This is a genomic window from Brevibacillus sp. HB1.4B, from assembly GCF_013284285.1.
Lineage (GTDB): Bacteria > Bacillota > Bacilli > Brevibacillales > Brevibacillaceae > Brevibacillus > Brevibacillus porteri.
Genome location: NZ_JABSUT010000003.1, coordinates 223248 through 247111 on the forward strand (window position 1 = coordinate 223248; position 23864 = coordinate 247111).

At 47.1% G+C, this 23864-nt stretch carries 18 protein-coding genes; 8 read left to right on the forward strand and 10 right to left on the reverse strand.

Features of this window, described 5'->3' with window-relative positions; all coding sequences use genetic code 11:
- From HP398_RS08975 to HP398_RS08985, 3 genes are all read right to left on the reverse strand, one after another.
- Positions 1 to 5406: a hypothetical protein gene (locus HP398_RS08975; RefSeq protein ID WP_173622416.1), complete on the reverse strand. Its 5406-nt coding sequence runs from the start codon at positions 5404 to 5406 to the stop codon at positions 1 to 3.
- 152 nt (positions 5407 to 5558) lie between these two features.
- On the reverse strand, positions 5559 to 6749 hold the full coding sequence (locus HP398_RS08980) for a BMQ_0737 family morphogenetic spore coat protein (protein ID WP_371736726.1): 1191 nt from the start codon (positions 6747 to 6749) through the stop codon (positions 5559 to 5561).
- Between the two features lie 120 nt (positions 6750 to 6869).
- Positions 6870 to 7754 carry a glycosyltransferase family 2 protein gene (locus tag HP398_RS08985; protein ID WP_017247444.1) on the reverse strand — a complete coding sequence of 295 codons (885 nt, stop codon included), beginning with the start codon at positions 7752 to 7754 and terminating at the stop codon, positions 6870 to 6872.
- Between the two features lie 135 nt (positions 7755 to 7889).
- On the opposite strand from HP398_RS08985, the gene HP398_RS08990 reads away from it, so the two are divergent.
- Positions 7890 to 9275, forward strand: a complete 1386-nt coding sequence (locus HP398_RS08990; protein ID WP_017247445.1) for a hypothetical protein — start codon at positions 7890 to 7892, stop codon at positions 9273 to 9275.
- Between the two features lie 55 nt (positions 9276 to 9330).
- On the opposite strand, the gene HP398_RS08995 is transcribed toward HP398_RS08990, so the two are convergent.
- Positions 9331 to 10407, reverse strand: coding sequence for a peptidoglycan-binding protein (locus HP398_RS08995; RefSeq protein WP_254475984.1), 1077 nt, complete (start codon positions 10405 to 10407; stop codon positions 9331 to 9333).
- A gap of 116 nt (positions 10408 to 10523) precedes the next feature.
- On the opposite strand from HP398_RS08995, the gene HP398_RS09000 reads away from it, so the two are divergent.
- Positions 10524 to 10871: a DUF1360 domain-containing protein gene (locus HP398_RS09000; protein ID WP_017247447.1), complete on the forward strand. Its 348-nt coding sequence runs from the start codon at positions 10524 to 10526 to the stop codon at positions 10869 to 10871.
- Between the two features lie 4 nt (positions 10872 to 10875).
- Here the strand turns inward: HP398_RS09000 and HP398_RS09005 are convergent, their stop codons facing one another.
- Both HP398_RS09005 and HP398_RS09010 read right to left on the reverse strand, forming a co-directional pair.
- Positions 10876 to 12063 carry a glycosyltransferase family 2 protein gene (locus tag HP398_RS09005; RefSeq protein WP_017247448.1) on the reverse strand — a complete coding sequence of 396 codons (1188 nt, stop codon included), beginning with the start codon at positions 12061 to 12063 and terminating at the stop codon, positions 10876 to 10878.
- A gap of 123 nt (positions 12064 to 12186) precedes the next feature.
- On the reverse strand, positions 12187 to 13035 hold the full coding sequence (locus HP398_RS09010) for a DUF1698 domain-containing protein (protein ID WP_106836735.1): 849 nt from the start codon (positions 13033 to 13035) through the stop codon (positions 12187 to 12189).
- A 207-nt stretch (positions 13036 to 13242) separates the two neighbouring features.
- Here HP398_RS09010 and HP398_RS09015 point away from each other — a divergent pair, with 207 nt between their 5' ends.
- From HP398_RS09015 to HP398_RS09040, 6 genes are all read left to right on the forward strand, one after another.
- On the forward strand, positions 13243 to 14088 hold the full coding sequence (locus tag HP398_RS09015) for a hypothetical protein (protein WP_017247450.1): 846 nt from the start codon (positions 13243 to 13245) through the stop codon (positions 14086 to 14088).
- A 113-nt stretch (positions 14089 to 14201) separates the two neighbouring features.
- A complete protein-coding gene (locus HP398_RS09020) occupies positions 14202 to 15605 on the forward strand; it encodes a sugar phosphate nucleotidyltransferase (RefSeq protein ID WP_173622418.1) in 1404 nt (467 codons plus the stop codon).
- Positions 15598 to 16689: a CDP-glucose 4,6-dehydratase gene (gene rfbG, locus HP398_RS09025; RefSeq protein WP_173622540.1), complete on the forward strand. Its 1092-nt coding sequence runs from the start codon at positions 15598 to 15600 to the stop codon at positions 16687 to 16689. Before HP398_RS09020 ends, rfbG begins: the two co-directional genes overlap by 8 nt.
- Positions 16690 to 16713: 24 nt before the next feature.
- Positions 16714 to 17493, forward strand: coding sequence for a glucose-1-phosphate cytidylyltransferase (gene rfbF, locus HP398_RS09030; protein WP_173622419.1), 780 nt, complete (start codon positions 16714 to 16716; stop codon positions 17491 to 17493).
- Positions 17494 to 17507: 14 nt separating this feature from the next.
- Positions 17508 to 18101: an FkbM family methyltransferase gene (locus HP398_RS09035; protein ID WP_017247454.1), complete on the forward strand. Its 594-nt coding sequence runs from the start codon at positions 17508 to 17510 to the stop codon at positions 18099 to 18101.
- 25 nt (positions 18102 to 18126) lie between these two features.
- On the forward strand, positions 18127 to 19014 hold the full coding sequence (locus HP398_RS09040; protein ID WP_173622420.1) for an NAD-dependent epimerase/dehydratase family protein: 888 nt from the start codon (positions 18127 to 18129) through the stop codon (positions 19012 to 19014).
- A 51-nt stretch (positions 19015 to 19065) separates the two neighbouring features.
- Here the strand turns inward: HP398_RS09040 and HP398_RS09045 are convergent, their stop codons facing one another.
- From HP398_RS09045 to HP398_RS09060, 4 genes are read right to left on the reverse strand one after another with little or no spacing between them, the layout of a single operon-like run.
- On the reverse strand, positions 19066 to 20505 hold the full coding sequence (locus HP398_RS09045) for an FkbM family methyltransferase (RefSeq protein WP_173622421.1): 1440 nt from the start codon (positions 20503 to 20505) through the stop codon (positions 19066 to 19068).
- A gap of 27 nt (positions 20506 to 20532) precedes the next feature.
- On the reverse strand, positions 20533 to 21639 hold the full coding sequence (locus HP398_RS09050) for a glycosyltransferase family 4 protein (RefSeq protein ID WP_173622422.1): 1107 nt from the start codon (positions 21637 to 21639) through the stop codon (positions 20533 to 20535).
- Positions 21636 to 22592, reverse strand: a complete 957-nt coding sequence (locus HP398_RS09055) for a GDP-L-fucose synthase family protein (RefSeq protein ID WP_173622423.1) — start codon at positions 22590 to 22592, stop codon at positions 21636 to 21638. Before HP398_RS09055 ends, HP398_RS09050 begins: the two co-directional genes overlap by 4 nt.
- Positions 22593 to 22622: 30 nt before the next feature.
- Positions 22623 to 23858 carry a glycosyltransferase family 2 protein gene (locus HP398_RS09060; RefSeq protein ID WP_017247459.1) on the reverse strand — a complete coding sequence of 412 codons (1236 nt, stop codon included), beginning with the start codon at positions 23856 to 23858 and terminating at the stop codon, positions 22623 to 22625.
- Positions 23859 to 23864 lie beyond the last annotated feature (6 nt).

The window sequence follows — 23864 nt, forward strand, 5'->3', positions numbered from 1 at the left end:
TCAACGAAAGGGGTTGAACTCGTTGCCATTTTTGGGATAGGGCATCTGCATCTTTACTGGTGTGGAAGATAGTTGTTGAGTGGAGGGGTCGGAGCTTGGCATGAATTGCGTGCTTGGGTGGAATTGGGTGTTTGGCTGGAATTGAGTACTCGGTTGAAATTGGGCATTATGCTGGAGTTGACTGAAGGCTTTATTGGTTCGAGCTTCTTTTTGCGTGAATTCTTTGATGATTTGCTTGTATTTTTCTTCGGTGTTTTGGAGATCTTTCACCACGTTTTTGAGTCCGGTGATCGTCTTTTTCAATACTTGCTCCTGGGATGTAAACTGCTCAATAGCTTTTTCTTTTTCTGTTAACAGAGAGTCGTATTTTTGGGTAGTTTTCTCCAGTACTTCGTTCCATTTAGTTTTTTGAAGAGAGACGTTTGCGAGCTTTTCGTCGGTTTCCTTGGCTTGTTGCTGAAAAGCTTTGATACGATCCTGTGCCTCCGTTAATTTCTGTTGTGTATTTGTTAACTCCGAGTGGAGACTCTTAACGGTGTTTTGTGTTTGTTGGATTTCTTCGTCGCGTTTTTGGATGCTTTGCTGCAATTCTTGCTCATGCAGGGAATGCGATTCGGCCAGCTTTTTATAGTCAGCGACGAGTTGATTTTTCGTTAACCGAGCTGCTTCCAGCTCAAGGAGAGCTTCTGTTAATTGCTGAGAAGTCTCTTCGTGCTTTGCTGTCCAACTTTGTTCGAGATCTATTGCTTTTTGCAACATATCGTGGCGGGTGGCTTCTAGCTCTTGCTCTTTCGTACGTAAATCCTGTTTTTGCGCTTCAAGTTCCTGCTCTCGGGTGTATCTATCTTGATTCTGCACTTGTAGCTCCTGCTCTCGGGTTTGCAAATCTTGCCTCTGAACATGGATTTCCTGCTCCTGAGAGAGGAGGGCCAATTCCAGTGTATTTAGTTCTTGCTCCCGAGTAAGCAATTCCTGTTCTCGATTGTGTAGGGTATGCCCTTGAGCCTGCAGCTCCTGCTCTTGGTTGTGTAGCTCTTGATCTCGCTCGTTCAGCTCTTGTTTTAGTGTGAGTAACTCTTGCTCGTGGGAGTGGATTTCCTGCTCATGTGAGAGAAGCTCCTGTCCGCGAAGCTGTAGTGCTTGCTCTCGGGATTGAAGCCCTTGTTCTTGAACCTGTAGTTCTTGGCTCTGAGCCAAAAGCGCCTGCTCCTGGGAGAGGTTGGCTTGTTCCCAATCCCGAAGCCCCTGTTCATGGGTCTTGAGCTCTTGTTCTTGAACCTGCAACGCCTGTGCATGAGCTTGTAGCTCTTTTCCTTGTACCTGCAGATCTTGTTCAAAACCGTTTAGTTCTTCTTCCCTTGCTTGAAGGTCTCGCGTCTGCGCGAGAAGTTCTTGATCTCGTGCCTGAAGCCCTTGCTCGAAAGTGAGCAGCTCTTGTTCTTTCGTCTGGAGGTTTTGATTTTGAGAGAGAAGTTCTTGCCCGCGCGTTTGCAGCTCTTGCTCGAGAGTGTAAAGGTCTTGCTCTCGTGCTTGAAGGTATTGCGCCTGGGTGAGAAGGTCTTGCCCCCGAGCTTTAATACCTTGTTCGAGGATGGTTAGTTCTTGTTCTTTTGTTTGCAGATTATCTGCTTGTGTCTGCAGTTTTTGCCCTTGTACTTGGAGCTCTTGCTCAAAATGGAGAAGGTCCTGCTCCCGTGCGTTGAGATCTTGCGTCTGGGAATGTAGATCTAACGCTTTGGAAGTGAGCTGTTGTTCTTGCTTCTGCAAGTTTTGAGTCAGGGATTGAAGTTCTTGGTCTTTCGTTTGAAGTTTTTGATCAAGTTCGAGAAGTTCCTGTTCTCGTGAGTTGAGGTCTTGCGTCTGGGAATGCAGTTCTTGCTCTTTTGATTGGAGCTGTTGTTCTTGCTTCTGCAAGTTTTGAGTCAGGGATTGAAGTTCTTGGTCTTTCGTCTGAAGTTTTTGATCAAGATCGAGAAGTTCCTGTTCTCGTGCGTTGAGGTCTTGCGTCTGGGAATGCAGCTCATGCTCTTTGGAAGTGAGATGCTGCTCTTTCGTCTGCAGGTTTTGAGCTAGGGATTGAAGGTCTTGCCCTTGAGTCTGAAGCTCTTGCTCGAGATCGAGAAGGTCCTGCTCCCGTGCGTTGAGGTCTTGCGTCTGGGAATGCAGATCTTGCTCTTTGGATTGGAGCTGTTGTTCTTGCTTCTGCAAGTTTTGAGTCAGGGATTGAAGTTCTTGGTCTTTCGTCTGAAGTTTTTGATCAAGATCGAGAAGTTCCTGTTCTCGTGCGTTGAGGTCTTGCGTCTGGGAATGCAGTTCTTGCTCTTTGGAAGTGAGATGCTGCTCTTTCATCTGCAGGTTTTGAGCCAGGGATTGAAGGTCGTGGCCTTGAGTCTGCAGCTCTTGCTCGAGATCGAGAAGTTCCTGCTCCCGTGAGTTGAGATCTTGCGTATGGGAATGCAGTTCTTGCTCTTTGGAAGTGAGATGCTGTTCTTTCGTCTGAAGTTTTTGATCAAGATCGAGAAGTTCCTGTTCTCGTGAGTTGAGATCTTGCGTATGGGAATGCAGCTCTTGCTCTTTGGAAGTGAGATGCTGCTCTTTCGTCTGCAGGTTTTGAGCTAGGGACTGAAGGTCTTGGCCTTGAGTCTGAAGCTCTTGCTCGAGATCGAGAAGTTCCTGCTCCCGTGTGTTGAGATCCTGCGTCTGGGAATGTAGCTCTTGCTCTTTGGAAGTGAGATGCTGCTCTTTCTTCTGCAGGTTTTGAGCTAGGGATTGAAGATCTTGCCCATGAGTCTGAAGCTTTTGTTCGAGATCGAGAAGTTCCTGCTCCCGTGCGTTGAGGTCTTGCGTCTGGGAATGCAGTTCTTGCTCTTTGGAAGTGAGATGCTGCTCTTTCTTCTGCAGGTTTTGAGCTAGGGATTGAAGGTCTTGCCCTTGAGCCTGAAGCTCTTGTTCGAGATCGAGAAGTTCCTGCTCCCGTGCGTTAAGGTCTTGCGTCTGGGAATGCAGCTCTAGCTCTTTGGACGTGAGTTGTTGTTCTTGCGTTTGCAGGTTTTGAGCTAGGGATTGAAGGTCTTGGCCTTGAGTCTGAAGCTCTTGTTCGAGATCGAGAAGTTCCTGCTCCCGTGCGTTAAGGTCTTGCGTCTGGGAATGCAGTTCTTGCTCTTTGGAAGTGAGATGCTGCTCTTTCGTCTGCAGGTTTTGAGCTAGGGATTGAAGGTCTTGCCCTTGAGTCTGAAGCTCTTGTTCGAGATCGAGAAGTTCCTGCTCTCGTGCGTTGAGATCTTGCGTCTGGGAATGCAGTTCTTGCTCTTTGGACGTGAGTTGTTGTTCTTTCGTTTGCAGGTTTTGAGCTAGGGATTGAAGGTCTTGGCCTTGAGTCTGAAGCTCTTGTTCGAGATCGAGAAGTTCCTGCTCCCGTGAGTTGAGATCTTGCGTCTGGGAATGCAGTTCTTGCTCTTTGGAAGTGAGATGCTGCTCTTTCGTTTGCAGGTTTTGAGCTAGGGATTGAAGGTCTTGGCCTTGAGTCTGAAGTTCTTGTTCGAGATCGAGAAGTTCCTGCTCCCGTGAGTTGAGGTCTTGCGTTTGAGAATGGAGCACTAGCTCTTTGGACTGGAGCTGTTGTTCTTTCGTTTGCAGGTTATGAGCTAGGGATTGAAGGTCTTGCCCTTGAGTCTGAAGCTCTTGCTCGAGATCGAGAAGTTCCTGCTCCCGTGCGTTGAGATCTTGCGTTTGGGAATGCAGTTCTTGCTCTTTGGATGAGAGATGCTGCTCTTTCGTCTGCTGGTTATGAGCTAGGGATTGAAGGTCTTGGCCTTGAGTCTGAAGCTCTTGCTCGAGATCGAGAAGTTCTTGTTCCCGTGCGTTGAGGTCTTGCGTTTGAGAATGCAACACGAGCTCTTTGGACTGGAGCTGTTGTTCTTTCGTCTCGAGGTTATGAGCTAGGGATTGAAGGTCTTGCCCTTGAGTTTGAAGCACTTGTTCGAGAACGTGAAGATCCTGTTCTCGTGCATGGAGGTCTTGTGCCTGAGAGTGCATTTCTAATCTTTGCGCTTGTAACGCTTGTTCAAGCCCGACAAGTTCCTGATGCCGTGCTTGAAGTGCCTGTGTCTGAGATTGCAGTTCCAGCTCCTTAGCCTCGAGCTTTTGGTCGGTAACAAGGAGCTCTTGCTCAAGCCCGACAAGTTCCTGCTGCCGTGCTTGAAGTTCTTGTATCTGAGAATGCAGCTCCAGCTCCTTAGCCTCGAGCCTTTGATTTGTAACAAGCAGATCTTGTTCTTTCGTCTGCAGTTTATCCGCTTGAGAATGCAGTTCTAACCATTGCGTCTGAAGCTCTTGTTCATGATCGAGAAGTTTCTGCTCCCGTTTTTGTAGGTGTTGCGTCTGAGAATGCAGCTCTTGCCCCTTCGATAGGAGGTCTTGTTCGAGAGAGAGTAGATCCTGCTCTTTCGTCTGAAGGCTACTCGCTAGGGAATGCAGTTCCTGCCCTTGCCCCAGCAACTCTTGCTCAAGATCGTGAAGTTCCTGCTCCTGTGCCGTGAGACTATGCTCAAATGCGTGGAGGTTTTGCTCCCTCACCTGTAGTTCCTGCTTTCGTTGCTCCCAATTTGCGTTTGCTTCTGTAAACTGCTTTAGGTCAGAGAGTGTCTGCTCTTCCCGTGCCCGTGCGTCCTCCAACTGCTGATTCAATGACTCCATTTTGGATAGTTGCTCGTGCTGTCTCATCTGCGCACTTTCAAACTCTTCATTTACATGATCCAAAGCTTGTTTCCATGTGAGCTGTTGCTGCTCCAGATGTTCTATCATGTCTAAATGCTGTTGGCGTTCATGCAGGATCTCCTCGATTTGACTCAGATGCTGCTGATCTTGCTCGTGTAACGTTTTTTGCCATTGTGCCTCTTTTTGTTCGTAACTTTGTACTCGCCGTTGGAGCAATTCTATGTGCTCGCGTAAGTGTGATTCCTGCGCTTGATGTTTTGACATGATTTCTTCAAGCCGTGGACCTTTTCGCTGCTCTCTGATCTCGGTTTGCAAGTTGTCGATCGAACTCTTTAGTTTTGCTTCTGTTTCCTGGTGGTCGGTTATGGCATTTTCCCGTTGTTTCAGGAGATGCTCGTAGTAGTCGAGCTTGCTTTTCATTTCTTGAAGCATGTCTTGTGAATCATTCAAGCGCTGCTTCCATTCTGCCCCTTTGCTGTCCAAATCGTGGAGGTTCTGGTTCAATTGTTCAAGCTGCTCTCTGTATGTTTCATTTTTTTTGGATGTTTCCTCTATCTGCTTCTGTAGGTACCACACTTCTTGCATGAGTTGGTTTGCTTTTTCTTCGTAGTAGTGTGCTTGTTTTTTTAGCAGGAGGAGCTTCTCATTTTCTCTCGACTTGTTCGCATTGGAGATTCTCCTTTTGTACACAGTGTTGTCCTCCTTTTTCCGTCTGGCTTTCCCATATAGACATATGTACGGGGTGGGAATTGGTGCCTGTATTGTAGTGACGGGTTTCTATATAGAAAAAACGGGAGAAGTGCTAGTCTTCTCCCGCCTGATTGGAAACGAATATTTATTTCTTACGGAGTGGTAATGACAATATCCCCAAACGTGATGCAATCGGCAACCAGTAATTGTTCGTCTGGAACGATTGTAATTGTGGCACTGAAGACGAGGACGCCAGAAGAGTCGGTGAGTGTCAGGATGATAACGTCTGGCAGGTTGAGTCCTGTTTCGGCGAGTGTCAGAGAGTAGGTCACCGTTTCTTGTGCGCCTGTTGCTGTGAATGTCCGTACACCAGTACCTGTTACGACCAGACCTGTCACAATTGGCAGGATAGGCAGTACGCTAATGCATGTCGGAGAGCTGATAGTCGTTGGCGAGAAGCTGAAGCTTTGATCGCCAAGGACATCAGGCAGGAGAGCATCAAAGAAGTTAAAGGTAAACGAGCTGCTGGATGGATCGCAACTTGGGCAGATATCCGCGATGAGCTGGATCGTACCGACGGCAATGGCGAGCGGGATACCAATCGATACGGAGACGTTTGGTACCAACGCGTTGACGGACGCCTGGCAATCGCAGTTGCGTACTGGGAAGATTGGTGGGCATTGTGGTGGGAATGTGATCGGCGGGCAACGGAAAGATGGCGTTGGCGATGGAATTGGAATGTTGTTTGGACGTGGAGAGCAGAATTTCGCCAATACTTCTAGTTTGACTTCTGCTTCTACCTGGATTTCTACGCAGACAATGACGTCGAGTTGAACCATGCCACCGAGGAGAACAGTACCGGTTGGTGAGCACTCGAAAGCACTGATTCGGCACAAGATATTGTCCTCATCAAGCGGTTCAGGCAGGCAGAGTACGACTTCCTGATCGAATTGCACTGTCGTTGTGAATTCGCAGAGAGGTGTTCCGTCTGCGAAGACGCGAACGAGCACAGTGGCTCCGAACACGAAGCGAACGACACCGACCCGAACAGTGGTCCCATTGACTACAATGTTCTCGCGGCGAATACTGACGACTCTGCAAGTAGGACCAGGAGAAACTGGCTCAACGCAGGAGATCGTGATATCTTGCCCTGCACGAATGGCAGCGTCTACCAGAGCTTGACAATCGTCGGGAAGGGCAATCTTGTTTCGGTAGCTGTTCGCTAATACTACCCAGTCATACACCTTATTGACGCGAATGCACTCTTCCTGCAGGTTGTTCGATATAGGAGGAGTTGCTGTAGGCGTCGGTGTAGGGAGCTGGCGACCCATAATGGGCTTCACGTGATGTTTCACCGTAAGAATCCTTCCTTTCCTAGGGAGTTTGCTTTGCAGTTACATACTATGTGGGCAACCGGAGTTTGGCATGTTGAGCATGCGCCTATTTTTTAGGTCACTATCTTGTCAGAATGGAATTTGAAATTTTTGAAAGAACCAATTGTCGTCGAATTTTCTTTGGGCAGTGTATCGAACACGCTGAGCGGCAGCCCCGCAAGTCAGCACGTCATCCGCAATTTCACTCGCATTTGCGTAGAGTACAAGTTTTTTCGCTGCCTCAATCCGCTGCTCGTTAAAATGGCTGTACGCCATGCGAAGCATATTGTAATAAATGTGCTCATGTGCAATTGTGTAAGGGTGAACTTGCCTGAACAAATGCAAAATTTTTACGGATGGCTGGACCAGACACGTATATCCAAAGAGCCACATTTTGATGGAAAACTCGATATCTTCAAATCCCCATATGCGAAAACCACGGTCAAAACCCCCGACTTTCATAAAAGCCTCTCTGGTGACCAAGAAGCATCCCCCTGGCAATATCGCAACCGGTGACGGACCTGTTGGCTTTGGATACCAGCTGATCTCAAGCTTTTGATTCAGATTTTGCCCATAACCAATTTTATGTGGCTCCGTCATGGAGGCAATTCCCGGAGCAACTCCATCTGCTTTTTTTGTAAGGATGAGCTCCATCATGCGATCGATCCAAAAGTTTTCAAAAGACAGATGGGCATCGCAAAAAATGAAGTAGTTGCCGCGTGCGTGATTCACGCCCAAGTTTCGTGCAGCAGCAGCACCAATGCCTTCTGTTGTGATTAATTTTATTTTTTCATTTTGCCCGTGGCCTTGTAGAAAGTGACAACCGTTATCAGTTGAGGCATCATCGACTACGATCACTTCATATGGATACGTGGTTCTTGTATTCAAAAGGGAAGTGATGGTAGAACGCACATTGTCCCCCTCATTTTTTACAGGAATGATAATGGAGATTAGGGGCATTTGTGAGGTGGGCATATGACCACTCCTTTCTGTAGCATCGTATGCGCAAAGCGCTTCTTCGGAACAGTCATCGCCAAAAATGTTCACTTTGGACACTAGGCATTCATACAATATCGCGGACTGAAGGAAAGTGCGTGAGGAGAGATGGGAATGGATGTTGAGGTATATTACAGTGGTCAACGTGGCGGGACCATGCCGTACGCGGCTCTGCCAGCGTTTCGTTTATTTTGCAAGAAAAATGGCTTTCAATTGAAGTGGGATTCGACGAATAAAAGAGTTGACCTGGATTCGGGGTTGAAAGGAAAAGTTTGCGTTCTTTTTACAGGCATATCTTCTTCAGGAGGGACCGCCTACGAGTGGGAGGTATTGGGGAACGTTCAAAAATTTCTTTCTGATAGCGGGATGGAGGTTGTCTTAAGCCAAAACAATCCGTCTCTGGCGAAAAATACGGATGTCGCCATACGTTTCAGCTTGAAGGAAATGCGAGTCCTGGAAAAACCGAGACTGATTTTCTTTCAGTCGGAGGATGATAAGCGGCAAGATCTGGTCAAGTGTCTACGTACAGAAATGCAGCAGTCAGGAATCCCGTGTCACTATAAAGTAACCAAAAATCAAAAGCAACCATCGATCGTTCACATCCAGTTGCAGCTGCCGCTTTATACGGAAGTGAGCATGCGTAAGATCTATGCGGAAAAAATTGCGCTACACTTAGCGTCAGGGGTTTTGGAGTATTTCCAAAATGGATTACACATTCAACCAATGGCGTTTTTACCTCCCAATATTTTAAAGCTGTTTTATTCCACGATGCTCTTTACCTCTGATAAGGAAAGTCAGCAGGGAGCAGATGAAAAGCCATTGGCAGAGGAACCAATCACGATTCAGGAAAGTGAACAGCCGAGTGCTGAGGCCAGCGACTCAAATAGTGACTCAAATAGTGAAGTAAACAGCGAATCAAACAGCGAGTCAGACAGTGAACGGGAAGAACTGATGATCTTGGCAGAAGAAGAACTCCTGGAACAGGTAGTGACCATTCATCCGGTCGAAGAAGTGCCTGAACTGGTTGAATTGCGTACAACGGCAGAAGTGTATTTTGATTACACGTTGATTCACTCTGAATCAGTTGAGAAGCCGTACCTGTTGATTGGGACGCTTCAGGTGAAAAATACGGGGAACGTTGAACTGGACAATCCAATCGTTTGCCTGCGTGTCTCGCCTGTCGATTCGATCAAAATGGGAGGGCAGGTATTGCCACCGAAGCTCGTGGAGACGATGGCCGTGCAAGGTACATCGGGCTTAAAAGGATGGAGATACTTGGAAGACGATTGGTTTGCCCAAGCGATGGAGAGAGGGGAATACTGGATAGCGCCGATCCAACCTGTAACCATTGCGCCGGAATCGACGGAATCCTTCCAAAACTTTCAGATTTCATTTATGAAACAAGAAGCGGGGAAGGGAATCGTCGTTGAGGGTGTCGTGCTGTGCAACGATCAGACGGTACACTTTTCGGCAAATAACCGGATTGCTGTGTCTTTCTAATATGGAAGAAAAGCCACCATTTCAGTAGAAATGATGGCTTTTCCGTTCCGCGCCTCTATTTTTTCAAGAACATTTGCACGAATGTTTTCCCGTGCGGACCGCCATTCACGACAGCAATGGCTACGTAGTCGTATGTCGGACTCATGATATTGGCTTTGTGCCCGGAGGAATTCATGAACATTTGATGAGCGCTGCTTACAGAGTAGTTTTGCGCAATATTTTCAGCAGCAGCTATATAGCGAATACCAAAAGTGTCCATCATTTGAAACGGTGAGCCGTAAGTGGGAGAGGTGTGGCTAAAGTAGGCTTTGTTCACCATCTCTTGAGCTTTTACACGTGCAACGTTCACCAACTGCATGTCCACTTGATATGGTGCGAGACCACGGCTGGTGCGCTCTTGATTCACGAGTTGAACCATTTCTTTTTCCTCAGCCGTCAAACCAGCGGGAAGAGGAACTTGTGTGCCGACACCAGGGTTTTGTGGTTGCTCAGGCTTGCTCGGTGTTACGGGAGTCGTTGGATTTGTTGGGACGGTCGGCTTCGTATCTGGTTTAGGCTGTACTGGATTGTTCTTGTATTGTGTTTTTATGGCTGTAAAGGTTTTGGCGTCAGCTTCACCGGTCAAAGTTTGCTTATTACGTGACTGGAATAGCATGACGGCAAAGCGAGTAGATTCATCGTAATAACCCGAAGCAGTTACTTTGTATCCGAGTCCAGCGAGCATTGTTTGCAATTCCTTCACGCTTTCCCCACTAGCACCCAATTTCAGCGTAACGTAATTATTGGATTCTGTGGGTTCAGTAGGCTTGGACGGTGTGCTCGGCGTAATCGGCTTCTCTTGATTGCGTGCTTGGTACACGCTCTTCAGTTTATCGTAAGTGGTTTTGTTTACAATCCCGGTTTGCGCCAGCTTGTATTTTTTCTGAAATGCTTTGACGTTAGAAGCCGTGTAGCTGTTGTATGTCTTGTCCACTACCAGCTTGTAGTCGTAATGAAGTGCATCGAGCATCTTTTCCACTTCAAGCACGCGCGAGTTTTTCATCCCTTTTTTCAAAGAGGTAAAGCTTGTTTTCGCAAATGCAGGTTGTCCGATCATAGTAACGAGGACGGACAGGGAAAGGATCGTTGCCATTTTCTTTATGTTGCGATTCATCACATCACGCCTTTCTCTGATTTGTAGCACCACAATGGTACTAAATGTGGAACAAATGAGAAAAGCACAAAATATTGGAAAGAGGTGGAGGTGGAATGTTTGACCTCTCTTGGATCGACCTAATCATCCTCGTGCTGGCAAGCTTTCGTCTCACGCATTTGATTGTTTTTGATGAGATCACGTCTTTTCTGCGAACCCCATTTTATCAGGTGTTATATGTACCCGATGAGTCGGGGCAAATGGTTCGGGACTTTCAATTTAAAGGCGGGAGGGTGCGCCAATGGATAGGCAGATTGTTGAGCTGCCATTGGTGCGTGGGAATTTGGGTGGGCGCTTTGATCGTTGGGTTGTATATGTATGTGCCAGCCGCCTATCCGTTGTTGCTCCTGCTTGCCATAGCCGGAGCGGCGGCTGTCATTGAGACAAAGCTGTATTCGAGTTGAAAGGTTAGCTCCTCGAAAAAATTTTGTATACGATCACTTCGTCATACGAAAGAGGAATGATCTCTTCGGCCATGTATCCTCCTACGATTCTTTGCTGGACTTGAGGAGTGCTCGGTACACCGATACTGGAAGACGCGATGTCCACACGAACCGTCGGGGCATTCGGATCGAGTGGAATTTCGAGGGCAAAGGTGGGCTTATCAACGGTATAACTTTTTACATTTACGCCATTCACGAGTGCAGTCAAAACAATGGGCTTCGGCAATTTTACGGGGGAGCCAGGGACTTTGCCCTTTACTAACAACATTTGAGCCGGTGCAGAAGGATCTGATTCAACAATCGCGCGCAGGACAGGAGGCGCCCACAAGTCCATCCCCCGATTCATGCTTGTGATTCTGGTTGTATTGGATGGAAAGGACTTGTAGAGCCTCAACAGGTCGAGTACACCCATGCCTTTGTATTGTGGAACGTACGATATCCAATGGCTGGGTATGGACGAATAATTTTTTGCAAGAGATCGTAAGACTTCAGGTACGCCGACGGAATGCCATTGGGTAGCTGATTTGCACGCTGTGTGGATTCGAGCGTTTCCTAAATAGTGAGGCAGATAACCGATGGGGTAAAATTTGGCGATGCGCATCCACAGGTCATAATCCATGCAAAATTGCAATTTTTCATCTACGCCCCCCATGTGCCTGAAGACGTGGGCTCTGATGAAAGCGGATGGCTGGCAAATCACACAGCTCTGATACAACTTCTTGGAATCAGCCTGTTCTGACGGATAGGTGGTGGATACTTGACCGTACTCGTTCATCACATGGCAATTGCCATGAAGCATTCCCCAGGCGGGGTTACTCGCAAAAGCGTGAACAGCCTTCATAATGGCGCCAGGTACATAGGTGTCGTCTGAATTCAGCCAGCCGATGATTTCCCCTCTTGCCAATGCCAAGCCTTTGTTAAGCGCATGAGACTGTCCGCGATCCGGTTCGGAAATAAAACGGAAGCGCGGATCTTTTTGTGCATATTCTTGCAAGATGGAGAGGGTATCGTCAGTCGAGCCTCCATCTACCACGATATGCTCAAGGTTTACATAGTCCTGAGTCAATATGCTATTTATGGTCTCACGAATAAACCGGCCTTGGTTGTAAGAGGGGGTAATGATACTCACTAATGGTTGCTGTGAGTGGGACACGAGATTCACTCCCATCTTTCCATCATAAAAAATGCATGCACTACCATCAGACTATGAAAGAATGGAAAATCGGGTACACAAGCATCGTTGATCTTGTGCACCCGATTTCAATTTACCCGGAGATTACAGGTAGTCCGGAACGATCCCTGGATTGCGGAAGATACGGAGCAATTCCGCGTGGCAGTTAGGGTCGATCTCTTTGCCAGAAATGGCTCTTGCCACGAGGCTGATGCGACCTGCATCGTAATTGTTGATTCTGCCGGAAGGGATGGTCCGAACCGATTCAGGAATGATTTCAAACAGTGTGCCTCGGAGCATCTCCTCGATGCAAAGGACGGACGGCAGCCACCAAGTGGTATCGTCCTTATAAATCCGGTTCATTTGTCCAGGAGCTCCGTTGTAGACCATGATCGATTGGGTTGTATCCAAAATACAGGCAGTTTCCAACAAGAGGTGCCCACCTGGTTTAATCACGCTCCGGCATTGTGACAATGTCCACATCGGATCGCGCAGATGATAGAGCAGACCAAGATGCTGGACGACATCAAATTGATTGTGCCGAATTTGATGTGGGAACGGCAGGGGTTCAATAAAATCGTCCATCAGCAATACTTGCAGCCCTTCCCATAATTTATATGGGCTGGTATTGTACAGCGGCAAAACTTTGCTTTGTAGGATGTTCTTGCAAAACTCAAAATTCAAATAGAGCGGCTGCATACAGTCCGTAGCCACGACAAGACTTGCCCCTCTTTGCTCCGCTTCAAACGCCCACATTCCGTCAAAACTAGCGAGATCAAGGACGCGTTTCCCCGAATATTGGATGTATTCTCTGGATTGTCTCGTCATATTCCATATACCTTCCAGAAGCGTAATCCCGGGTGTGACAATACCGGGTCGCAGCGCGATCTTATGGTACCATCGCCGTTTGCTGATCTCATCGAGAATTTCCTGATCTGTCCAAAATCTTCCCATCGACATGTCCCCCTTCATTGCAGAGTGCTTGCCCTATACGATATGTTCGGACCGTGCTGGGGGAAATGATATAAATGCATTAATTTCGTCCTATTCAGGTCTAAAGTTGCTTGCCAACATGCATGATTTTGGAAAAAAGGCATATGCCCGTTTCTCGTTGTCTGTCACGTACATAAAGTATGGGGAGAAAAAGGAGGCGGAAAAAGTATGGCCTTGCCTATCGTGATCATCCATCGCGGGGACGATGATTATCTCACATACAGCTTGCAGCAAGCAAAAAGAAGCAATCCCCATTCGCCCGTCTATCTGATAGGGAATGGGGGAAACAGAAGGTATGCTATGAACGGCATCATTCACGAGATAATAGACGATTACATGCCTGCCGCTATCGAAATGACGAGAGTCTATAAACATATTCATTTCATGCCCTATGAATACAACCTATTTTGTTTTCAAAGATGGTTTATTTTGTTGGCGTTTATGAAAAAGCATCAGATTCCAAAATGCTGTTATATCGATACGGATGTCATGCTGTTTACCGACGTAAACCATCCGCGCTTTGACAACTTTATGATGGAATTCGTATGGACCAATTTCTTAGATAGGCAGAAGCTAGAACAATTTTGCGAGTTCATGACGTCTCAGTTTGCCAATCCGATTACATTCGCGAAAGTCGTTCATTACACGATGCAGAGAAAGGAACATGTCAGATTCAATCAACCTTTAATTACAGATATGGTGCTGGCCTTGCTATTTCTTTCGCAATTTAAGGATTACCAAATGACGAACGGCTTGTTTCATGATGGCTTTTTTGACGGCAATATTCAGCAGTCTGCTTCGGTGGAGAACTTGTATGGCTTTAAGAAAATTTACTCGATAAATGGTGTCCTGTGCTGCAAGGATAAGGCAACGAGTCAATTTGTCCCGTTGTTTTCTCTTCATTTTCAAGGATACACGAAGCACCATATGAAGTTTTTTACGGCTCCCTATCTCCCCCAAGCAGGTTCTTACATTTTCGATTATATTTCCAATCGATGGATTCAGTTTTTATAGGCTTCTATCATCCCTCGTGTTATTTGACCATTTTCATTGGATCATAGAGCATCGACTGCGACAAACGCATAAGATGGTGCATACAACACGATAAACGGATAGAGGTGGCCTGGGTGAAACTGATATTACTATCGGGTGGTTCAGGGAAAAGGCTGTGGCCGCTCTCCAATGATGTCAGGTCCAAACAGTTCTTGAAGTTGATAGGCAATGCGCATGCCCAACCGGAGGCGATGGTTCAACGAGTGTGGAGGCAGCTAGCCTCCCGCAATTGGTCGGAGCCTGTTTATATTTCAACAGGCCGTTCGCATGTTGACTTGCTTCAAAGCCAACTTGGAGAAGGCGTTCCTTTGATCGTGGAGCCGGAAAAAAGGGATACCTTCCCTGCCATTGCTTTAGCGGTGACCTATTTGTACTCTGCTTTGACAATGGACCCGGATGAAGTCATTGCCATCATGCCTGTCGATCCATTCGTTGAGGATCGCTTCATGGACAGGATCAAGGAGCTGGAGAACGTCATACTCAGATCAGGTGCGAATCTCGCATTAATCGGAGTGAAGCCTACGTACCCATCTACGAAATACGGTTACATTGTTCCAAAGCTGGAATCAGAGTCGGGTCAGGGTGAAAGGCCTCATGCCTATCAAAAAGTAAAAAGCTTCAAAGAAAAGCCGACTCTTGAGCAAGCGCAGGATTTAGTAGAAAAGAAGGCTCTATGGAATTGTGGAATTTTTGCTTTTCGATTGGGTTATCTGATTCGCGAATTGGAGCAAAAAGGATTGCCTACTGAATACAACCGCATGCTTGAGCAATATAGCCAAATGCCTGCCATCAGCTTTGACTATGAGATTGTAGAAAAGGCAGAGAAAGTAGTCGTTCTCCCGTATGACGGAGCCTGGAAGGACTTAGGGACGTGGAATACGCTCACAGAAGAAATGAGCGGGAATGCAATCGGTAAGGTTTTGATCGATGAGAGTTGCACGAATACACACGTTATCAACGAATTGGACATACCTATCGTGTCCATCGGTTTATCGGATATGATCGTGGCGGCCAGTCCTGATGGCATCCTCGTTTCTTCTAAGGAACAAAGCCATATGGTCAAAAATTTGGCTTTGAATTGGACAAAGCGCCCAATGTATGAAGAGCGGCGCTGGGGATGGTATCAGGTTATGCATTTACAGAAGAATGAAGACGACGTGGAAGTATTAACGAAAAGAATCCATGTATACGCCGGGAAAAATTTGAGCTATCAGTACCATCACCATCGTAGCGAAGTATGGATCATCGTAGAGGGCTGCGGCGAGTTCATTTTGGATGATCAGCTGAGCCAGGTTGGACCAGGTGACGTATTGCAAATCCCGGTAGGAGCCAAACATGCAATCAAAGCTACGACCGAGCTGGAATTCATCGAAGTACAGATGGGAAGTCAGCTGGTGGAAGAAGATATCGTTCGACTCGGAATGACGTGGTCAGCGATCCTGGAGCAGTTAGGGAAGCACGGTGATCACGATGATTGATCCAGCGTTTTGGCGAGACAAAAAAGTGTTGATCACAGGTCATACGGGGTTCAAAGGGTCATGGCTGTGCTTATGGCTGCATCATTTAGGGGCGAAGGTAACAGGGTATGCGCTGTCGCCGCCGACGAATCCGAGTATTTTTCAGTGTGCCCAAATCAGCTCATTGGTTGATTCGATCATTGATGATGTCAGATCGAAGGAAAGTGTTCAAAAAGCGATCAACCAAGCAAACCCAGATATCATCATTCACATGGCCGCTCAGCCGCTGGTGCGTCTATCGTATCAATATCCGGCGGAAACCTACGAAATCAATGTCATGGGTACGGTGAATGTACTCGAAGCGGCGAGAGTGGCTGTGCAGAACGGTATGAAAATCAAAGCAATCATCAATGTTACGACGGATAAGGTTTATGAAAACCGGGAGTGGGTGTGGGGATACCGTGAGCAAGATGCGTTGGGCGGCTATGACCCGTATTCCAACAGTAAAGCATGTTCGGAGCAAGTGACTGCCTCCTATCGCAATGCTTTCTTTCACCCCGATCGTTATCACCAGCATGGCGTAGCCATTGCTTCAGCGCGAGCAGGCAATGTAATCGGCGGCGGCGATTGGGCTCTTGATCGCTTGATACCGGATTGCCTGAGTGCCTTGATAAAGGGAGAAAAAATCACCATCCGAAATCCAAAAGCGATTCGGCCGTGGCAGCACGTCCTTGAGCCATTGAAGGGGTATTTAATGCTCGCAGAAAAAATGTGGGGAAATGGCAAGGATTACGCCCAGAGCTGGAATTTTGGTCCGAATGAGGAAGATGCCAAATCGGTAGAGTGGATCGTCCAGCAGTTGTGTGAGCGTTGGGGAGCTGGTGCCTGCTTTGAAGCAGAGCGAACAGATCCACAGTGGCACGAAGCCCAATATTTAAAGCTGGACTGTTCCAAAGCCAAAAGTGTAATAGGCTGGAAGCCCACCTGGTCACTCGAGCAGACCTTGGACAGTATCATTTTTTGGCATAAGGCTTATCAGCAAAAGCAAGACGTAAGGGAAATCTGTTTGGCCCAAATCGCAGCGTATACAGATAGGACCCAATGAAGAACAGAGGAAGGAGGGCAACCAATGAAAGTCGTCATCCTAGCAGGAGGGTATGGCACGCGCATTGGAGAAGAAACGCATCTTCGTCCGAAGCCGCTCATTGAGATCGGTGATTGGCCCATCATTTGTCATATCATGTCCATTTATTCCAAGTACGGTTTCCATGATTTCATCATCTGTCTCGGATACAAAGGCTTCATGATCAAGGAGTACTTCGCGCACTACTTCCTTCACCATTCTGATGTGACGTTTGATTTTCGTAACGACAATCAGGTCACTTTTCACAACCATAATGCTGCGCCGTGGCGAGTCACATTGATTGATACGGGGAAAGACACAGGGACAGGTGGAAGGGTGAAGCGGATACAGAAGTATGTGGGAGAAGAAACATTCATGCTGACGTATGGAGATGGCTTATCCGACATTGATATTGAACAGTTGGTAAAATTTCATCGCACGCATAAAAAACTCGCAACGATCACTACGACTCAACCGCCAGGCCGATTCGGAGCATTGGATATTGTCAATGGGAACACCGTAAGAGGATTCCAAGAGAAGCCAAAGGGGGACGGCGGCTGGATCAATGCTGGTTTTTTTGTCATGGAGCCGGGCGTACTTGACTATATTGCGGGTGATGAGACGGTATTGGAAAAAGAGCCGCTGGAGAGCTTGGCCAAGGCGAATCAACTGATGGCTTTCAAGCATACCGGTTTTTGGCATCCAATGGATACGCTCAGAGATAAAAACTACTTGGAAGAACTGTGGAAATCCGGAAAAGCAGCATGGGCAACCAGCCGAATATGAAGGAGGAAGCAGGAGTGGGTGGATTAAACGAGAACAGTGAAGAGGTTTTTTCTCCAATCGGATACGGGGACATAACGATCGATTGTGGGGCAAATCACGGGCTCATTTCTCAAAAAATGGCGGATAAAGGCGCCCTCGTCTTTGCGTTTGAACCGAATCCATACGTATTTGAGGAATTAAAAAAAAGGGTGGGATCCTATCCCAATGTCATATGTATAAACAAAGCGGTTTGGCATAAAAACGACAAGCTACGCTTGCATTTGCATGATCTTTACCATACGGATCCGGCAGGGTCTGCTTATGCCTCTTCTCTTCTGACTAATCATCCAGTTACGAATCCCGAAAAGTATGTAGAGGTAGAGGTGATCGATTTGACACAGTTTATCCAAATGCTCAATCGTCCGGTCAAATTGATCAAAATGGATATCGAGGGGGCAGAATTTGAACTGTTGGAAAAAATCGTGGAGCAAAATTTACACCTGCAAATAGAAAAAATCGTCGTAGAAAATCATGAATGGCTGATCGAAGACTTGAAAACGAAAGCCGATCACTTTCGGAGGGTCATGCAAGAAAAACGAATTCACAACATCGACTTGAACTGGGTATAAAGCAGGTGAAGGGGAGCGATCCCAAATGAAGATACTTGTGACCGGCGCGACAGGCTTTCTCGGAAGCCAGCTCGTAAAAGCGCTGCGATTGGACGGACATACCGTCATCATTTTGAAAAGGAGCACTTCCGATTGCTCGCGCATCCAGGACATATTACCTGATTTGATTACCTATGATACGGATTGCGGTCAATGGGAAGCTCCTTTTCTCGAGCAGGAGAGAATCGATGCGATCATCCATACGGCAACCTGTTATGGACGCAACAACGAGAGCAATGCCACGATGGTAGATGCCAATGTGACCTTTCCGCTGAAACTACTGGATGTGGCTATGCGCTTTGGCACCCCTGTTTTTCTGAATACAGATACGTTTTCCAGTGCGCCCGTCCGATTATCCAAGCATCTACAACCATACAATTTGACGAAGCGTCAGTTTCGAGAATGGGGAAAATGCCTAGCAGATACATCTTCCCTGCCATTCATAAACGTCAGGCTGGAGCATCTGTATGGTCCTTTTGACAATACGAATAAATTTGTCTCGACTGTCATCAAAAGCTGTCTCGAAAATCAGACCGAACTAAGGCTAACAGAAGGAAAGCAAGCAAGGGACTTTATTTATGTGGATGATGTTGTTTCTGCCTTTCGTGTGCTGTTGGCGCATGCTGCCCGTCTACCCGCAGGCTTTACGGAATACCAGGTAGGGACAGGTACTGCTACTTCGATCCGCGAGTTTGTAGAACTGGTTCATCAGATAACCAAATCAAGCACGGTTCTGAAGTTCGGCTCGATTGCTTATACAGATATGGAAATCATGCATTCACAAGCGGATAATCGACCACTGCAAGCATTAGGGTGGAATCATCAAGTGAAGCTGGAAGATGGATTGAAAAAGGTAATGGCCGATTTCAACTAACAGCGAAACAAAAAACATGGCGAGCCTGCAGCCATGTTTTTTCGTGTGCCCTTAATCGAGGAAGGTCTTGTTCGTGCAGAACAGATCAGCGTGGAAAGGTTTCATTTCGTCTAGTAAATGGTTGTAGTTCTTCACCTTCACCACCGTATTGTCCCGCTTAAACATATAGATATGGGAAAACAATTTCTCCAGCAGTGTGTATAGCACGAGTGGATGTCTCCCGAAGTTTTCCTTGATGCTCTCTGGGTTGAATTCAATGATCACATCCGGGTCCCACTGCTTAAGCGTTCGCATGGCATTTTCCAAGACGATGACCTCCGAGCCTTCCACGTCAATTTTAATGAGGTCGAGACGCGATATCATATTCTGCTCTACCCAGTCATCCAGCCTGACACATGATATGAATTGGGTGGATTTCTCCACGTCTTCTGGCTCATGCGGGATATAAGACCATCCGCCTCCACGCGGGTCGTCATTAAAATGGATGTTCCCGTTCCGGTCTGCTATTCCGAGCTGGAGTGGCTCGACATTGGTGATGTGATTCTCGGACAGGTTTCGCAGGAGATAAGGATAATTGACATCGGAGGGTTCGAATGCGTACACCTTGCCTTGGGGCGCAAGATAGCTCAGAGCGAGTGAGATCGGACCGATGTTCGCACCGATGTCTAGGCAAACATGGTCAGGTTGTACGATTTTTTTCAGAGGAAGGATAACGTAGTCTTCATAGTATCCATTGTAATACTCCATAAAGTACAGGACGCTTTGATCGGAGCCGTCCCCATAGACGGTAAAGGTTTGATTGTCAAACGGTAGGTGAAAGTCAACTTTCTTCATCGAATTCGTTGCTCCTTCAAGTGGATTGTAGATCATGATGATGTCATTTCCTACGACGAATAAGAGGTCGGGACGAATAGAATGAACGAATTCTCGTAGTTCTTGGATAGTGGGATAATCGTTCAACAATGGATTGGGACCAATAAAGCAACGAGCATCATCAATCAAAATGACGTGATTTTGAACATAATGCTGCAGAATGGCAGCCAGCTCATGCAAGATGGGGGTGTCTAGGTCTCCTTTGGCTGCCTCAGTTGAGCGGGGGATGTAATGACCGTCCAGCCAAAACAGGCAAGGTGATGTAACAGAGTGCATCAGGTTGGTCAATACTACTCCGCTGTCACCGTGGAGGATATGGATGTGGCTGTCGCCTGAAAATCTCTCTTTTGCCGCTATAAACAAGGCTTCATCCAGCTCGATGGAAACGAGCAAATCAAAATGGTTTTTCATCGCTTGCAACATGTCGCCCTTAAATGTACCTGTCTCGATCAAGGTGCGTATGCCCATCGTTTTTGCTATATGTTTGATCTTCGACTTTTTCAAATCGGTTGTCGGTGCTTCCAATATCCAAAAATCCCAAGTCTCTTGTTCTGTTAATGGAAACGGGATTCGGCGCTCCTTCCTCCACGTCTCCCGAATTTGCTGCATGCGTGACATACAAAGATGACCTCCTTTCAATTGACATTAGCGTGCGACGGAAGAAAAGACAGCCAGCGTTTCGCGCGCGCATTTCTCCCACGAAAAGTGCTTGGCTTGATGGATGCCTTTGGCAACCAGCTCTGCTCTTGCGTCAGGTGACAAATAAAGATGGGCGAGTTTCACCGCGATATCGTCGGAAATATTCGGATCGAAGGTGAGAGCAGCGTCACCTACCACTTCAGGAATGCTCCCTGCATTGGAGCAAACGATTGGAATGTTGGACTTCATGGCCTCTACTAGCGGTATGCCAAAGCCTTCGAAAAGGGAAGGGAAGCAAAGGAACTGGGCATTCCGATACAAGTAAGGCATCTCTTCCTGTGGTACGTAGTGGAGCCATTTGACTTGGTTCCACAGCTGGTTATTCGTGATGTAATTCATGACGTTCTGATGAGCCTCTTGAGCAAAACCAGTGAAAACCATGGGAATCCGTATATTGTGTTTATCTCGCAAAGTGACGAGTGCTTTGAATACATTCAGGTGATTTTTATGATGCCATGTATTCGCAGGGAAAAAGCCGTAGCCACTGGGCAGCGTATACTTTTGTATGACCTGTTGATTGAGTGCCTCATTATGCGGCAAGGAAAATTCCCGCGAAGCATCCAGGTGGATCGCATGTACTTTGTGCGGAGGAAGCTCGAATTTTTGGAGGATCGTTTGTTTGGAAAACTCCGAGAGAGTCAGCACGGCACTGCAACGCTGTGCAGACGATTGGTAGTTGTCTTTTCGCCAGCGCAAGGAATGAGCATCGAAAAACTCCGGGTAATACTCATGCTGGATATCAGGAATGTTGATAACAGAAGGGATTGTGACATCGGTTGGATTCAAGACAAGCAACGGACAAAACCACAAGTTCAACTGCAAGGAGTTAATCCAGAAATGAAGCATCGCGTGTGCATTTCCGTGGTCGGGGATCATGAATTTGCGCACATTCTTTTGCGCCTCAAAGGTATGGAAATTGTGTGACGATAAAAAAAGAAACCACTGATGGCCGTCCCCAGCATTCATCGAGTAGGCCAGCAAGTTCCTGACATACTGTTCCATCCCGCCGATTTTGCCAGGAATCACTGACATCAGATTGATTCCGACTCTCATGTAGGAATCCTCCCTTGTACGTGAGGATGTGCCATGTACCAAGCGATCGTTTTTTCCAAGCCAGCGAGTAAGGAAGTTTGTGCCACGAAGCCGAACCGTTCTTTTGCTTTGGTCACATCCAGCAAGCGGCGCGGTTGTCCGTCAGGCTTGGTTTTATCCCACTCGATCTCTCCTTGGAAGCCGCTTAGCTGCCTGATGATTTCGGCTAAATTTTTTATGGAAATTTCGTGGCCGGAGCCGATATTGACTGGTTCCGATTGATCATAGCGCTGTGTAGCAGCAATAATCGCCTGTGCCGCATCTTCGACATAGATGAACTCTCTCGTCACGCTCCCTGATCCCCAGAGCACGATCTTCTTTTCACCATTTCGTATAGCGTCCACGCATTTTCGAATGATGGCAGGGATGACGTGAGAGGTTTCCAAATCGAAGTTGTCGCCTGGACCGTACAAATTGACAGGGAGCAAATAAATGGAATTGAACCCGTATTGCTCGCGATAAGCTTGCGATTGTACCAGCATCATTTTCTTGGCTAAGCCATACGGAGCATTGGTTTCTTCAGGGTAACCATTCCATATATTTTCTTCCTGGAACGGTATAGGAGCATGCTTCGGATAGGAGCAAATGGTTCCGATGGCTACGAATTTTTCGACACCGAATAACCGGGATTGCTCTATAAGCTGGGTCCCCATGATCAAATTATCGTAAAAGTATTTTCCGGGATTTTTTTGATTCGCGCCGATTCCGCCGACGACGGCAGCCAAGTGAAGAATGATATCGGGACGGAAATCTTGCAACATCTTGTTCACATCATGTTCTTTGCGAAGATCGTATTCATGGCTTCTAGGGATGAAGATGTCCGTACAGTCCAATTTGCGCAATTGATGAACGACGTGGCTTCCTAGAAATCCTGATCCACCAGTAACCACAATCCGTTTTTTCGCCAGATTCAATTCGTGTCAACCTGCCTTTCTCGTCCGTATTCATGTTCGAGGCGATGGGACTCTGCGATTTACCCATTGTTCGATTTGGGCCTTGCCTTTGGTGAATTCCTGATAAAATTGGTACTCCTCATAGGAAAGCGGGAGGACTTCTTCTAGGTGGTAGCTGATAGATCGTTTGACTTTAGGATTGTTGGGGTGGCTCTGAAGGATCTGCTGGCTGCAAAAAATACTCACTTCACATCGCTGTCCCTCTGAGGTAATGGGAATCACGACTTGAAAACGCTCGTGGGTAACTTGGAATTTGTGTACGAGTTTCCCATTCCTCATGACATGGAAATGCAGGAGAGGGGCGGTATTATGGTTGCTTCCTTTGATAAGCAAAGCGTGCATCGGTCCATGGCTGGCTTCGATGGTCATTCGCAGGTTTTGGGGAGCCCATGCGTCTGAGTAGCGGTTGGATGCAATGATTTGGGGAGAGGGTCCGAACGCATGATACGCTTTGAGCTTGTGGAGAAACCAAAATGCTCCTTGATTGTAATGCTTCTGCGTATAGTGATAGAGCCATTCATTCGAGATGGTGCCATGATGCTTCACGCTTGTTTTCAAAATTTCGGAAAAGCCTGGCTCCAATTCATAAACGTACGTTTTACACGCGCTGTACAAGCGGGAATTGGCCAAAAACTCTGGTATCGTCCCAATCGGATAATGCAGGGAGATCCGGTTCCACAGATCGTAATCCATGCACCAGTCATGCTCCTCATTTACACCGCCAACTGCTTCAAAGGCATGCTTGCGCAAGAACGCAGCGGGTTGGCAAATGAGGTTGAAATTGAACAATTTTTTTCGGTCAAACTCTACCCAAATGTACGGATACTTTACTTTGTCATTTTCATCAATGTGGAGCCCTTTTCCGTAAACCACTCCCCATTCGGGATGCTGCTGCAAGGCTGCGACGGCCTTTCGAATCGCCCCGGGAAAATACGTATCATCTGAATTAAGCCAACCGATGATCTCTCCACGGGCCATTTGTAATCCTTTATTGATGGCATGGGATTGGCCGCGATCTGGTTCGGAAACGTAGCGGAAGCGGTCTTGCAGATGGCTATACTGCTGCAAGATGCCCACTGTACCGTCCGTTGAGGCGCCATCAACCACGATAAGCTCAATATGGGGATAGTCTTGCGTCAGTACGCTATCAATTGTTCGTTTGATGAATTTTGCTTGGTTGTATGAAGGGGTGATAACACTCACGAGAGGAAGGGATTGCATGGACATAGAGGT

Excerpts from the sequence above, each read along its gene's own strand:
- HP398_RS08985 (WP_017247444.1), bottom strand. The coding sequence starts at position 7,754 with ATGCCCACCTCACAAATGCCCCTAATCTCCATTATCATTCCTGTAAAA.
- HP398_RS08990 (WP_017247445.1), top strand. The coding sequence starts at position 7,890 with ATGGATGTTGAGGTATATTACAGTGGTCAACGTGGCGGGACCATGCCG.
- HP398_RS08995 (WP_254475984.1), bottom strand. The coding sequence starts at position 10,407 with ATGGCAACGATCCTTTCCCTGTCCGTCCTCGTTACTATGATCGGACAA.
- HP398_RS09000 (WP_017247447.1), top strand. The coding sequence starts at position 10,524 with ATGTTTGACCTCTCTTGGATCGACCTAATCATCCTCGTGCTGGCAAGC.
- HP398_RS09010 (WP_106836735.1), bottom strand. The coding sequence starts at position 13,035 with ATGGGAAGATTTTGGACAGATCAGGAAATTCTCGATGAGATCAGCAAA.
- HP398_RS09015 (WP_017247450.1), top strand. The coding sequence starts at position 13,243 with ATGGCCTTGCCTATCGTGATCATCCATCGCGGGGACGATGATTATCTC.
- rfbG (WP_173622540.1), top strand. The coding sequence starts at position 15,598 with ATGATTGATCCAGCGTTTTGGCGAGACAAAAAAGTGTTGATCACAGGT.
- rfbF (WP_173622419.1), top strand. The coding sequence starts at position 16,714 with ATGAAAGTCGTCATCCTAGCAGGAGGGTATGGCACGCGCATTGGAGAA.
- HP398_RS09040 (WP_173622420.1), top strand. The coding sequence starts at position 18,127 with ATGAAGATACTTGTGACCGGCGCGACAGGCTTTCTCGGAAGCCAGCTC.
- HP398_RS09045 (WP_173622421.1), bottom strand. The coding sequence starts at position 20,505 with ATGTCACGCATGCAGCAAATTCGGGAGACGTGGAGGAAGGAGCGCCGA.
- HP398_RS09050 (WP_173622422.1), bottom strand. The coding sequence starts at position 21,639 with ATGAGAGTCGGAATCAATCTGATGTCAGTGATTCCTGGCAAAATCGGC.
- HP398_RS09060 (WP_017247459.1), bottom strand. The coding sequence starts at position 23,858 with ATGTCCATGCAATCCCTTCCTCTCGTGAGTGTTATCACCCCTTCATAC.